The sequence below is a fragment of the Dyadobacter sp. NIV53 genome (assembly GCF_019711195.1).
Classification (GTDB): domain Bacteria; phylum Bacteroidota; class Bacteroidia; order Cytophagales; family Spirosomataceae; genus Dyadobacter.
In genome coordinates this window covers 1-13,006 of sequence record NZ_CP081299.1, presented here as the reverse complement: position 1 = coordinate 13,006, position 13,006 = coordinate 1, and the positions used below count along the sequence as shown (strand labels likewise).

General features: G+C 37.4%; 10 protein-coding genes, 1 tRNA gene and 1 pseudogene. 8 read left to right on the top strand and 4 right to left on the bottom strand.

From position 1 onward, the window contains the following. Positions 1-219: 219 nt before the first annotated feature. The 3 genes from KZC02_RS00160 to KZC02_RS00150 all read right to left on the bottom strand — a co-directional run bounded on the left by KZC02_RS00160 (position 220) and on the right by KZC02_RS00150 (position 1,385). Entirely contained in the window at positions 220-462 is a 243-nt protein-coding gene (locus KZC02_RS00160; RefSeq protein ID WP_221392246.1) for a hypothetical protein, read from the bottom strand. Positions 463-655: 193 nt separating this feature from the next. Next, entirely contained in the window at positions 656-904 is a 249-nt protein-coding gene (locus tag KZC02_RS00155; protein ID WP_221392245.1) for a hypothetical protein, read from the bottom strand. A gap of 407 nt (positions 905-1,311) precedes the next feature. Further along, a tRNA-Met gene (locus KZC02_RS00150) sits at positions 1,312-1,385 on the bottom strand. Positions 1,386-1,580: 195 nt separating this feature from the next. Between KZC02_RS00150 and KZC02_RS00145 the strand changes: the two genes are divergently transcribed. From KZC02_RS00145 to menD, 6 genes and pseudogenes are all read left to right on the top strand, one after another. Continuing rightward, a complete protein-coding gene (locus tag KZC02_RS00145; protein WP_221392244.1) occupies positions 1,581-1,973 on the top strand; it encodes an START-like domain-containing protein in 393 nt (130 codons plus the stop codon). After that, positions 1,973-3,465, top strand: a pseudogene (locus KZC02_RS00140) (LptF/LptG family permease). Before KZC02_RS00145 ends, KZC02_RS00140 begins: the two are co-directional and overlap by 1 nt. A 105-nt stretch (positions 3,466-3,570) precedes the next feature. Further along, the gene (gene rpsO / locus KZC02_RS00135; RefSeq protein WP_221392243.1) at positions 3,571-3,846 is read left to right on the top strand and encodes a 30S ribosomal protein S15; all 276 of its coding nucleotides are present in this window, start codon (positions 3,571-3,573) and stop codon (positions 3,844-3,846) included. 117 nt (positions 3,847-3,963) lie between these two features. Beyond that, on the top strand, positions 3,964-6,099 hold the full coding sequence (gene pnp / locus KZC02_RS00130; protein ID WP_221392242.1) for a polyribonucleotide nucleotidyltransferase: 2,136 nt from the start codon (positions 3,964-3,966) through the stop codon (positions 6,097-6,099). A 66-nt stretch (positions 6,100-6,165) separates the two neighbouring features. After that, entirely contained in the window at positions 6,166-7,029 is an 864-nt protein-coding gene (locus KZC02_RS00125; RefSeq protein ID WP_131957614.1) for an RNA polymerase sigma factor RpoD/SigA, read from the top strand. A 75-nt stretch (positions 7,030-7,104) separates the two neighbouring features. Beyond that, positions 7,105-8,829, top strand: a complete 1,725-nt coding sequence (menD, locus tag KZC02_RS00120; protein WP_221392241.1) for a 2-succinyl-5-enolpyruvyl-6-hydroxy-3-cyclohexene-1-carboxylic-acid synthase — start codon at positions 7,105-7,107, stop codon at positions 8,827-8,829. Here menD and KZC02_RS00115 read toward each other — a convergent pair whose 3' ends face one another. Then, on the bottom strand, positions 8,830-9,780 hold the full coding sequence (locus tag KZC02_RS00115) for a tetratricopeptide repeat protein (protein WP_229253912.1): 951 nt from the start codon (positions 9,778-9,780) through the stop codon (positions 8,830-8,832). 123 nt (positions 9,781-9,903) lie between these two features. Here KZC02_RS00115 and KZC02_RS00110 point away from each other — a divergent pair, with 123 nt between their 5' ends. Both KZC02_RS00110 and KZC02_RS00105 read left to right on the top strand, forming a co-directional pair. Then, positions 9,904-10,155 (top strand): hypothetical protein, encoded by a 252-nt coding sequence (locus tag KZC02_RS00110; RefSeq protein WP_221392240.1) that lies wholly within the window; start codon positions 9,904-9,906, stop codon positions 10,153-10,155. A gap of 162 nt (positions 10,156-10,317) precedes the next feature. After that, positions 10,318-12,999 carry a tetratricopeptide repeat protein gene (locus KZC02_RS00105; RefSeq protein ID WP_221392239.1) on the top strand — a complete coding sequence of 894 codons (2,682 nt, stop codon included), beginning with the start codon at positions 10,318-10,320 and terminating at the stop codon, positions 12,997-12,999. The last annotated feature ends 7 nt before the right edge of the window (positions 13,000-13,006 follow it).

Below are 13,006 nucleotides of genomic sequence, written 5' to 3'. Positions count from 1 at the left end.
TGTTTTAGGTTTCTGCAGTTCTTCTTGTTGCAGATTCTTGCTGTGATTGCTTATATGCCTGTAGTTTTGACTGATTTGCTTCCTGCGATTCTTTGCGGAGTTCGTCAATACTTTTTTGCCTTGATACGGATTTATAAAACGTAGGCTCCAAAACTTTTTCAGTTATCGTTATCCCTGGTTTTTTTAGTATTTGGGGTGTTTCTCTTCTAATCTGGTGATTTAGTATCGGTTTTGATTGAAATAATTCCTCTGTATTACCTTTAGTCTTATGTATATTTTTTTTTCCAGCCTAAAAAATACCAAATCAAAAAACTTCTTTAATTCGTTGGATTTCCTTGATTGACTGGGTGCGGGTTCACTTTTTTGCGTTGTCTCATTTTGAGCCTGCTGATACGCTTGTAATTTAGACTGATATAATTCTTGTGCTTCACGGCGGAGTTGGTCAATGCTTTTTTCTTCCATGAGTTGACAGTTTAACCTATTATTGAAATTTCAATTAAGAGGTATTACGTTGGTAAGTATTACTTTATTTCGGATTGAGCTATACAGTTTTCTCATTTACCAGGGCAAGTTTTACATTGTCCAAATATAAAAATATTGTTATTCTTCAATTTGCATCAATCTGGCATAAAATTGATTGAAATAGTTCAGGATATCATTTAAACCATCCCAGTTCATTGGCAAAAAACAGAAATTCAAGTATTACAACAATGATGGTAATGATAATCACAGCTGTATTGAATCTGCTTTTTTTGGATATCGATGCATTCGTTACTTTTTCATTCTCAGTATTTACAGTAGCTGATGGTCGAGCAGGATTTCTCATAAGAGGTGTTTCAGGTCTCAGCCATGACTGATGCAACTCAAATATTTCTTTTCGTTTTTCTTCCAGGCTATTTTTCATATTCTTAAAGAATTAAACTTTCTGGGAATAAGCTATTTAATTCTCCTTAAAACGCTACGAAGGAAAGAAAAATTTACTGTATTTGCATAGGCACCAATTAAAAAAATATTTTATATAATAATCAGTTAATTAATTGTAATTCAAGGAGAAATAGGACTGAAAATAGTGAGATATTAATGTAATATTTTTTTTGCTGGTAGTAGTAATTAACTTAATAACAGACCTGATTTAAAGACGCAGCAGATGTCAAATTCGTATGTATGAATGCATAATTAAGTTTGCATTTAGGAATTAAAAGATTTGGGGAAGATAATCAGTCCAAAAAATTCAGATGTTAAAAACGTGAATTTTCGGTTTGTGAAAGAATTGAGGTGAAACTAAAAAAGCTCCTGTTAAGGAGCCTTTCGTAGCGGGGAGCAGGATCGAACTGCCGACCTTAGGGTTATGAATCCTACGCTCTAACCATCTGAGCTACCCCGCCGTAATTGTGGTGCAAAAGTATGTTAAAATAATTTATGGTGCAATGGGTTTTATTAAATTCAGTATAAAATTATAATTTTGAAAAAAAGCAGAGCGGATATTAATGCTTTATATAACCGAATTATGCTATATTACAATTTTTAAATCAGTTAGTAAAGTATTCGCTGATGAGGTTAACCCTTTTACTTTTGTTAGTATGGAAAAATATAAGTTTGTAACTGAATTTGAATTGCGTTCGTCACCCAAAGTGCTTTTCCCATATATATCCACACCATCGGGTCTGGAACAATGGTTCGCTGAAAAAGTAAAAGTATTGCCGGATCATCGTTTTGATTTTCAATGGGATGGAGATAGCCATATAGCAAAGCAAACAGGACTCAGAATTAATAAAGCTGTAAAGTTTGAGTTTGAAAATACAAGTGAGGATGAGTTGGACAACAATCATGTGGAACTAAAACTGGAAGTAAGCGATTTAACTCAAACTACCTTTTTGCGGGTCGTGGATTATTCGTCAAATCGTGATCAGGCTGAACTTGATTCTTTATGGCATGGGTTTATTGATAATCTTAAAGAAATTGTCGGGAGTTGATGAAAAAGCTTGATAAGCTTATTTTAATGTCCTTTTGGGGACCGTTTTTTATTACAATGTCCATTGTGGTTTTTGTCTTTTTGATGCGGATCATGATTTTTTATATTGATGATTTTGTGTCGAAAGATCTTGGACTCTTGGATTATGCCCAATTGTTCTTCTTTTTCAGCCTCATAACCGTTCCTACTGCGTTACCGCTTGCAATGCTGCTGTCTTCACTTATGGCATTCGGTAACCTGGGAGAGTTTTTTGAACTTACTGCTATCAAAAGTGCTGGTATTTCGGTTGTAAGAGCTATGGCTCCGTTATTTATTGTTGCAGTCGGAATAAGTATATTTTCCTTTTATTTCAACGATCGGGTATCGCCCTGGGCCAATTTAAAAGGTTATAGTCTCCTGTATGATATCAAAACAACGAAAGCCACACTGAAAATAAAAGAAGGTATTTTTTATAATGACCTGCCTGGTTACAGTATTAAAGTAGATAAGAAAGAAGAGAATGGAAAGCTGATCGGTATGGTAATATATAAACACAATAACAGATCATATGAATTAGGAAATACAGAAATAATTCTGGCTGATTCCGGCAGGATGTATTCCATTAATGACAACCGTTACCTCGTAATTGAACTTTATAAGGGGACACATTACATGGAAGTTGCCGGATCAAACGGGTCAAGGCCCAGTTATATTTCTTCACCTGGCATTTCAACTGCTGTTGTCCATAATTTTCAGCGTGATGCATTTGATCACTATAAACTGACAGAAAGTTTAGCTTCGTTTGGTATGAAACGTACGGATGAAGGGCAGTTTAAGTACCACGAATTCATGAAAAATATTGGCGATCTTACGGCAACTGCTGATTCCCTGAGAAAATCCTATGATGAAACACAAAAGAATCTTGTTCCCGGAAGCCAGCAATACTACTCGTACAACTATAAAACGGGAACTGATCAGAAAATAAAGCCTGGAAAATGGATTGACTCCTTGCTTATAAAGCCAGTCAGTGATAGTTTGAAAAAGAAATTCTGACTAATACGAAAAATGCATCTAACAGCATGCTCAGTTTTGTGAATTCACAGGCTGATTATATGCAGACCAAGTTGAAGGACGCAAATAAATATGAGCTGGAAAAGCATCACAAATTTACCAACGCGCTATCATGCCTTATCATGTTTTTAATAGGGGCTCCATTGGGTGCAATTATTAAAAAAGGCGGATTTGGAGTTCCGGTTCTGATATCTATCCTCTTTTTTATTCTGTTGTACGTATTGACAAATCAGGGTGACAAGTGGGTGAAAGAAGGGCTTTTAGGAGTCAGTATAGGTGCCTGGATGGCCAATACTGTTTTATTCCTTACCGGACTTTATTTTGTTGATCGTGCCAGGAGTGATTCAAGGCTTTTCGAGATGGATGTATATCATATGTTTATCAAAAGAATGAAAGCCAAATGGGCAGACAGATTCGGTAAATCCGACGTAATAGGGTCATAGTTAAATTATATTTTCATAATACCAATTAAAGTTCTTAATTTTGCAACCTTATTTAGAGCAGGGTGCTATAAATTACTTATTATTATTTAATCTGTCGTTACAATCATGTATTTGACCGCGGAAAAGAAGATAGAGATCTTCGAAACTAAAGGTTTTAAAAGAGAAGGTGGAGATACCGGATCAGCTGAATCACAAATTGCATTGTTTACGTATCGTATCAATTATCTGAACGATCACTTAAAAACGCACAAAAAAGACAACGATACCAGATTGGGTCTGCTCAAAATGGTAGGAAAGCGTAGAAGATTGTTGGACTATCTTTTCAAAAACGACATTAGCCGCTACCGTGCGATTATTGCCGAATTGAACATACGTAAGTAATTATTGATCAGGGAACTTCTATAAAGATAGTTCCCTGATTTTTTGCAGAATTTTATCAGAGGTAACTTCCGAAACGTAAGGACACGTTTCAACAGCTTTTCAAAAATCACATATTCTATGCTATTTAATATAGTTACCAAGACTATACCTCTGCCAGATGGTAGAGTAATTACAATTGAAACAGGAAAATTAGCAAAACAAGCCGACGGATCAGTAGTAGTAAGATTGGGTAATACCATGATACTGGCGACTGTGGTTGCAAACAAAGACATTAAAGAGGGGCTTGACTTTTTACCTCTATCAGTAGATTATCAGGAAAAATTTGCTTCTGCGGGTAGAATACCTGGCAGTTTTATGCGTCGTGAAGGAAAACTTTCAGATCATGAAGTATTAATATGCCGGTTGGTTGACCGCGTTTTGCGTCCTTTATTTCCTGATGATTATCATGCGGAAACTCAGGTGAATCTTCTTGTAATATCGGCGGATCCATCAGCATTGCCTGATGCTCTTGCTGCTCTTGCTGCTTCTGCTGCATTAATGGCTTCGGATATTCCTTTTGGCGGACCTGTATCAGAGGTTCGTGTTGCTAAAATTGATGGAAAATATGTTGTTAACCCGGGATCTGCTGAACTGGAAAGAGCAACTCTTGACCTGATGGTTGGAGCAACGTATAACGATATCGCAATGGTGGAAGGCGAAATGGATGAAGTTTCAGAAGACGAAATTATCGAAGCGCTGAAAGTTGCCCACGAGGTAATAAAATTGCAATGTGTTGCCCTGAAAGAATTTGAAGCTGAGGTTGGTAAAACTGTTAAGAGAGAATATGTAGGTGACGAACAGGATCTTGAACTTGAAGCAAGGGTAAGGGTATTTTGCTATGATAAAGTATATGCTGTAACGCAACTTGGTTCAAATAATAAAACTGTTCGTAAAGATGGTTTTAAAGCTGTTTTAACTGAATTTTTAGGTACAATCGGAGAAGAAGAAACAATCAACAATGCATTGTTGAAACGTTATTTCGGAGATATTGTTTGGGAAGCATCACGCAGGCTTGTGCTTGATGAAAGAATTCGTTTGGACGGCCGTCAACTGGATGAGGTAAGATCAATCGCGTCTGAAATAGATTTCCTTCCAAATGCACATGGATCTGCACTTTTTACTCGTGGAGAAACACAATCCCTGACTACTGTAACACTTGGAACCAAAAATGATGAGCAGATTATTGATACACCTTTGAAATACGGGTATAGCAAATTCCTTCTTCATTACAATTTTCCAGGATTCTCTACTGGTGAAGTAAAACCTAACCGTGGACCAGGACGTCGCGAAGTAGGTCATGGAAACCTGGCATTACGTGCGCTTAAAAAAGTACTTCCGGCAGTAGAAGATAATCCTTATACAATTCGAATCGTTTCTGACATTCTTGAATCCAACGGTTCTTCATCCATGGCTACGGTTTGTGCCGGTTCATTGGCTTTGATGGATTCGGGATTGAAAATTAAGGCGCCTGTATCCGGTATTGCCATGGGATTAATATCCGATGAAGTTACAGGGAAATATGCTGTTTTATCTGATATCCTTGGTGACGAAGATCATTTGGGTGATATGGACTTTAAAGTGACAGGTACTGAAAAAGGTATCACCGCTTGTCAGATGGACATGAAAGTAAAAGGCCTTTCGTTTGAAGTATTAACCGAAGCTTTGCTACAGGCAAAAGCTGGCAGGTTGCATATTTTGAGCGAAATGAATAAAACTATAAAAGAAAGTCGTACAGAACTGAAACCTCACACGCCTCGCGCCGTCATAATAAAAATTGATCGCGAAATGATTGGAGCTGTAATTGGGCCGGGTGGAAAGGTTGTTCAGGATATTCAGAAGGAATCTGGTGCAACTGTTTCGATAGAAGAAAAAGATGGTGCAGGTTTTGTAAGTATATTCTCAGCAGATAAGACTTCAATGGATAAAGCTGTTGCACGTATCAGAGGAATTATTTTGGTACCGGAGATAGGCGAAATTTATGAAGGTAAAGTAAAATCTATTATGCCGTTCGGAGCGTTTGTAGAATTCCTTCCTGGTAAAGACGGATTGCTTCATATTTCCGAAATTAAGTGGGAACGCTTGGAGACAATGGATGGAGTTTTAGAAGTTGGTGAAGATATTCAGGTTAAATTAGTAGAAGTCGACAAGAAAACAGGTAAATATCGTTTGTCCCGTAAGGTTTTACTGCCAAAACCAGAGAACAAAAACGCTTAAAATAGTGTTTTTCTAAACGAGGGCATTTATGATGTCGTTATTCATACATATTAATAAAGAATTTAGATGAGACAGCTAAAGATCAGTAAGCAAATTACCAACCGTGAAAGTCAGTCATTAGATAAATATTTACAGGAAATCGGTAAGGTGGATTTGTTAACGCCGGATGAGGAAGTGACGTTAGCTCAAAAAATTAGAGACGGTGATCAGCTAGCTCTGGAAAGATTAACAAAAGCCAACCTTCGTTTTGTGGTTTCGGTTGCTAAGCAATACCAGAATCAGGGGCTGTCTTTAGGAGATTTAATTAATGAAGGAAATTTAGGTCTGATTAAAGCCGCACAACGTTTTGATGAAACGCGTGGTTTTAAATTTATATCATACGCAGTTTGGTGGATCCGCCAGTCTATTCTTCAGGCTTTGGCGGAACAGTCTCGTATCGTTCGTCTTCCTTTGAACCGTGTTGGTTCTTTAAATAAGATTTCCAAGACTTTTTCTGAATTGGAACAAAAGTTCGAACGTGAGCCATCACCTGAAGAGCTTGCAGAAGTACTGGAAATTTCTTCGTCAGAAGTTGTTGACACAATGAAAATATCAGGAAGGCATGTATCTATGGATGCTCCTTTCGTACAGGGTGAAGAAAACAGCTTGCTGGATGTTCTTGAAAACGACCTGGAAGACAAGCCGGATTCAGGGTTAGTGAACGAATCCTTACGCAAGGAAGTACAACGAGCACTTTGCACGCTAACGCAAAGAGAAGCTGATGTCATTGCTCTGTATTTCGGCTTAAATGGTGAACATGCTATGACATTGGAAGAAATAGGCGAGAAATTCAACCTTACACGTGAACGTGTTCGTCAGATAAAAGAAAAAGCAATCAGGAGATTACGTCATGTTTCAAGAAGTAAGGCCCTGAAAACTTACCTTGGATAATCAGGATCTAATTTCTGTAAATATTAAAATAAACAAAAAAAGCCTCAACTGAGGCTTTTTTTGTACAATAGCAAAATGGCAATATTACAACCTTTAATTGATCTGGCGGCAATCTGTTATGCACATGGAATCCGTCATGTAGTGTTATCTCCTGGTTCCAGAAGTGCAGCACTAACCCTCGCTTTTTCGCGTCACCAGGGCTTTGAAATGCATGCTGTAATGGATGAGCGTTCCGCGGGGTTCATTGCTCTAGGAATGGCACAGCAAACCAGAAAACCTGTCGTTGTGCTTTGTACTTCTGGCAGTGCAGCATATAATCTTGCCCCCGCAGTTTCAGAAGCGTTTTTCCAGCATATTCCTTTGTTAGTTTTGACGGCTGATCGCCCTAAGGAATGGATTCATCAGCATGACGGCCAGACTATATATCAGTCAGAAATATATGGGAAGCATGTCAAAAGATTTTTTGAATTATCTTCTGACTATACTAATGCAGATGTAGTATGGTCAATTAACAGGATTACCAATGACGCTATTAATATAGCAGAAACGGTACCACATGGCCCGGTACACATCAATGTTCCGATTAGAGAACCATTTTATCCCGCTTTGACTGAAAACCTGTTACAATCTGATAAAATAAGGATTATCAGACGTACAGAAACAGAAGCTATTCTTAGCACGGAGATATGGCATGAATTGTTAAATGAATGGGACGATGCTTCAAAAATATTAATTGTAGGTGGTCAGTATTGGAAAAGTGACAGATTAAATACTTCTCTTGCCAAAATTTCCGAAGAGCTGGATGTGCCGGTAATAGGAGATAGTATAACTAATCTGTCCGGTAGTAAATCATTTGTTTATCATCAGGATTTATTTTTATCTGCAACTAAGGAAAACGATAAGCTGCAACCTGATCTTTTGATAACTTATGGTTTGTCCTTATTGTCAAAGGAATTGAAGACTTTTTTGCGGAAAAATCCCGCTATTCAGCATTGGCACATAAGTCAGGATAGCATTTGGACAGATCCTTTACAATCCGTTACGACGCAAATCCCTGTGTCACCTGAATATTTTTTTGATAATCTATTCGAAAAAATTGATTATCAGCTATTTGTGCAGAATTCTGATCCTGAAAATGACAGCTCGTACATTAGTGAATGGAAACGTAAAGACGAACGTGCAAGCGCAATATTGGAGCAGTATCTTTCCAATCTAACTACGTTAAATGATTTAACTTCCATTAATGCCATTTTAACACAGTTACCCCTGTCTTCTCAGTTGCATGTCGGGAACAGCATGCCTATTCGTTACGTGAATGCATTGGGAAAAACGGATAGGATCAATGGTCTTTTCTGCAACCGTGGCACAAGTGGAATCGATGGCTCTGTAAGTACAGCAATAGGTGCTGCAATTATAAGTAAATTTCCTACCTTCTTAATAGTTGGTGACGTCGCATTTCTATATGACCGAAACGGCCTGTTAATAAAACCATTACCGGCTAATCTTAAAATTATTGTAATTAATAACAGAGGCGGAAACATCTTTCGAATGATTGATGGGCCATCGAAATTACCTGAGCTTGGGAATTATTTTGAAACCACGCATTCTTTCTCTGCCAAACGAACAGCTGAGGATTCGGAAATACCTTATATGCAGATCAACAATTTTACTATTTTAGATTCAGGTTTAAGTACATTTATAAACAAACCTGGTATTGGTCTATTAGAAATATTTACTGACCCGGAAGAAAATGCATTAGTTTGGAAAGGAATTAAATCGCTTATGCTTTCAGAAGAATGATCAGTTGCAGTTTTTCCGATATTCTACCATGGAAACAGAATCTTTAAGTATGATACCTTGTTTCCATATTTTGCATGCTGACGATTTATCATTGGATTTCAGGAAAGCAATTCCTGCAAGGCCGTAAAGTTCATCCACCGGATCTGCCAGGTCAATAGCTTTTTTATATTCTGCCAGTGCTCTATCCATTTGTCCAATACTTTGATAATAAATACCCATATTTCTAAATGCATAACCATTTACAGGTAAAATTTCCAGTGATCGTTCAATAAGTTTCTTTGCTTCCGGAAATTGTGCTGTTTGAAGTAAAACATAACCCTTGTTGTTTAATGCAAGGGGTTCAGCCGGATTCAGGTTCAATATTTTGTCAAAATAAGCTATTGCCTCTTTCCAATTCTTATTTTTAATGGCAATTAGCCCTAAATTATTAAGTGCTTCTGATTGAAGAGGATTTATTTTAACAGCATCACTAAAATCTTTTCCAGCCAGCTTATATAATCCCATTTTATACTGAATCGCACCGCGGTTAACCAAAGCCTCTACATTTGCAATGTCCAGCAATACGGCCCGGTCATAATCCGCAAGGGCCTGCGGCGTTTGTCCCCGGGTTTCCATTAAATTTCCATGTATCAGGAAATACCTGGAAGAGTCCTTATAAACTTTTTGGATTTGCCTTAGATCTTCTTCTGCTTCGTTCAATTTGCCTGATAACAGCCCGGCTTCAGATCTAACGAGAATTGCCTGTACAAGAGTCGGATCTATTTTAATAGCTTCAGTTAAAATCTCATAGGCGTCATTTATCCTGTTCAATTTCATTAGACATATCCCTTTATTGAGATAAGCATCAGAAAATTCTGAATTTTTGCTGATTGCTTCGTCATACATTCTCAATGCTTCGGAATAATTATTTTGAGTTAAGGCAACATTTCCCTTTAAAAAAATCAGCTGCATCCTTTTTATCCTGACCATCACAAGATAAAAATATTAGTACTATAAATATTAGTACTAATTGTGTTTTGAAAGAGAAATTCATACCAATTTTGAAATGATTACTTTTGATAAAAATTAAATATAATGAGATATATAAAGGATATAGTTAATAATAAATACAAGATCAGTATTTATCAATGGAATAATAAATACATTATTAAGGTTGAAAACGGAATGTACGAGCAAACTTACAAAATCGAAGAATACGAGGTTGCAAAAGTGGAAGAAATAGAAAAGTGCATAGATGATGTGTTTCTGGTAGGAGTCGCCAGGACATTCGAGTCTATGGAAGCTGGTTTTATGGATTCCCTGTCAAGAAATGAAGTTATTTTCTAAGTTAATACATTAATGAAGACTGTTCCTATTTACACGTATACGGTTTTAAAATGCTTTTCGTTAGATAGCTGATGATTTTTGAAGGTAATTCATTCCTTTATTTGTATAATGCCTGTTTATTATAAAACACATTAAATTATTTTACAATCCAAACCAACCCCTATGCTTTTTAAAAATAGCACTTATACCCTTGGGTTATATTTCGCTTTTGGTGCGTCTACGGTATTGGCTCAGAGTACAATGAGTATAACGGAGCCGGAAGCACACTTCCGTAATGGCCTTGAGTATTATGAAAAATCTAATTTTGTAGCTGCCCGCCAGGAATTTGGTGAGTACTTGAATACAGAGGATAAACTACTGAACACAAGTGATTATAATAAAGTAACTGCTGAATATTATGTTGCGGTCACCGGGTTATACCTGAATTACCCGGAAGCAGAGGTTCAGGTAGACCGTTTTGTTAAAAACCATGCTGAACACCCCAAAGCACAGCAGATTTATAGTGATCTGGGAAAATATTATTATGAAGCAGGAGATTATGAAAAGGCAATAACTTATCTGGAAAAATCTGTTAAATTACCAGGAAGCAATGCAAAGAAAACGGAAAGTGCTTACCAGCTTGCTATGTCTTACTACAATACAAAACAACTGGATGCTGCATTGCCTTTATTTAACCAGGTAAAAATGGATGTTGCGTTTGCCAACGCAGGAGACGCCTCTTTTTACGCCGGAGTAATTAATTACCAGAAGAACAATTTTGAAGAGGCTTATCAGGATTTTCAAAGGATTGAGAACCATCCTTATTACAAAAATGAAGCGCCAAACTGGATTATTTCTTCTCTGTACCAGTTAAAGAAGTATGATCAGCTATTGCAGTATGGTGAAAAGATTTTAACCCAACAGAAGGGTAATAATAAGCTCGACGACGTGGCATTATATGTTGCAGAAGTATATTATGAAAAAGGAGATTATGCCTCTGCTGTTAAAGCATATGAACGGTATAAGAATATGAGAGCAGGGGCTATTCCTCCCGCAGTTGCATTACATTATGGCCATGCTTTATTCCGTACTAACAATTATGATGGTACAATAACGGCCTTAAAAGGGGTTGCACCTGGCAAGGACTCTGTTTCGCAGTACGCTTCTTACCTGTTAGGTATCAGCTATTTAAAGACAAGTAATTTAAGCTATGCTTTAACATCCTTCAACAATGCATCTAAGCTTGACTTTAACGCAGTAGTTAAAGAAGAAGCTACATATAACCATGCTAAAATTCAGCTTGAAGCCGGAAGCAACAATGATGCTATTAAAGAGTTTAATGACTTTATTGCCAGTTATCCTCAAAGCAAGCATATAGAGGAAGCAACAGAATTGGTAGCTGAAGGTTATTCCGGAGCAAGCAATAATGTAGGAGCAATCAAATACATTGAAGGCCTTTCCAAGAGAAATACAAAAATCAACGGAACTTATCAGCGGCTCACGTACAATCAGGGTGTGGTTGAATTCAATCTTCAAAAGTTTGAACCTGCAATTCTGCTTTTTGATAAATCTTTGAAATTCCCTATTGATGAACAAGTATCTCTTGCTGCCGGTTTTTACAAAGCCGAATCTATATACGGATTAAAAAGAACCGACGAAGCCATCTCATTGTATAATCAAATTTCGAAAAACCCGAAAGCCGGGATATATTCCAGGAAGAGTTTATATGCATTAGGGTATGTTTATTACAACCAGAAAAAGTATAGTCAGGCATTAGGATATTTTAAGGATTTTGTAAGTAACATGGACGGAATCGAAAGTCAGGTAATTGAAGATGCTCACGCAAGGCTGGCTGATTGTTACCTTGCGGCAAAAAATTATGATGAGGCAATCAGGACCTATGAAAAAGTAGTGGCCAACGGAAAAGTAGATAAGGATTATGCTCTTTTTCAAAAAGCACGTGCTTACGTATATATGAACCGCGAGCAGGAAGCCCGGAAGCAATTCGAATCATTGATCAGTGCTTATCCATCTTCCAGATATCTTGATGACGCTTATTTCCAGCTGGCTGATATTGATTTTCAAAATCAAAGTTACTCTGCGGCTGTAAAAGGCTTCACGAGGATGATTAATGAAAAACCCAAAAGTTATCTCATTCCTGCAACTTTGCTTCGTCGTGCGCAGTCGTATTACAATTTACAGGTATATGAACAGGCGATTGTGGATTTTCGGAAAATATTAACTGAATTTCCTGAGTCGCCATCCGCCAATAGTGCCCTTGAAGGAATTCAGGAGAGTTATACCGCGGTTGGCCGTCCGGAAGAATTTACGCAAGTGCTCGGTGTAGTACGTAAAAATAATCCTGGTAACGAAAAACTGGAAGAAGTTGAATTTGACAATTTACGTAACCTGTATTATGCTGAAAAGTATGAAAATGCAAAAAAGGCATTACAGGAATTCATTAATACCTATCCCGCGAGCAAGCACCAGTACGATGCACGCTATTTTATTGGTTCATCTTTTGACAAAACGGATAATGTAGAGGAAGCATTACAATATTACTCTAAGGTTGTACAGGAAAACCGGTCCACCTTTGTGGCAGCCGCAGCGCAGCGTTCTGCTGAACTTGAAATTGGCAGAGGTAATTTCAATAATGCCGTAACAAATTTCAGAGTTCTGCTTAGAAATGCTGAAAGTAAGAAAGAGCAAACCCAGGCATGGATTGGCTTGATGGATAATTATTATACTCTGAAAAGCTACGATTCTACTTTGTATTATGCACGTGAAGTAATTAATGTAGGAAATGTAATACCGGGAGGATTAGGCAAAGCCCAGCTTTATTTGGTGAAAAGGAAGCACGGATAAATGCAGA

Coding starts and splice junctions, on each gene's coding strand:
- KZC02_RS00160 (WP_221392246.1), bottom strand. CDS start 462: ATGGAAGAAAAAAGCATTGACCAACTCCGCCGTGAAGCACAAGAATTA.
- KZC02_RS00155 (WP_221392245.1), bottom strand. CDS start 904: ATGAAAAATAGCCTGGAAGAAAAACGAAAAGAAATATTTGAGTTGCAT.
- KZC02_RS00145 (WP_221392244.1), top strand. CDS start 1,581: ATGGAAAAATATAAGTTTGTAACTGAATTTGAATTGCGTTCGTCACCC.
- rpsO (WP_221392243.1), top strand. CDS start 3,571: ATGTATTTGACCGCGGAAAAGAAGATAGAGATCTTCGAAACTAAAGGT.
- pnp (WP_221392242.1), top strand. CDS start 3,964: ATGCTATTTAATATAGTTACCAAGACTATACCTCTGCCAGATGGTAGA.
- KZC02_RS00125 (WP_131957614.1), top strand. CDS start 6,166: ATGAGACAGCTAAAGATCAGTAAGCAAATTACCAACCGTGAAAGTCAG.
- menD (WP_221392241.1), top strand. CDS start 7,105: ATGGCAATATTACAACCTTTAATTGATCTGGCGGCAATCTGTTATGCA.
- KZC02_RS00115 (WP_229253912.1), bottom strand. CDS start 9,780: ATGCAGCTGATTTTTTTAAAGGGAAATGTTGCCTTAACTCAAAATAAT.
- KZC02_RS00110 (WP_221392240.1), top strand. CDS start 9,904: ATGAGATATATAAAGGATATAGTTAATAATAAATACAAGATCAGTATT.
- KZC02_RS00105 (WP_221392239.1), top strand. CDS start 10,318: ATGCTTTTTAAAAATAGCACTTATACCCTTGGGTTATATTTCGCTTTT.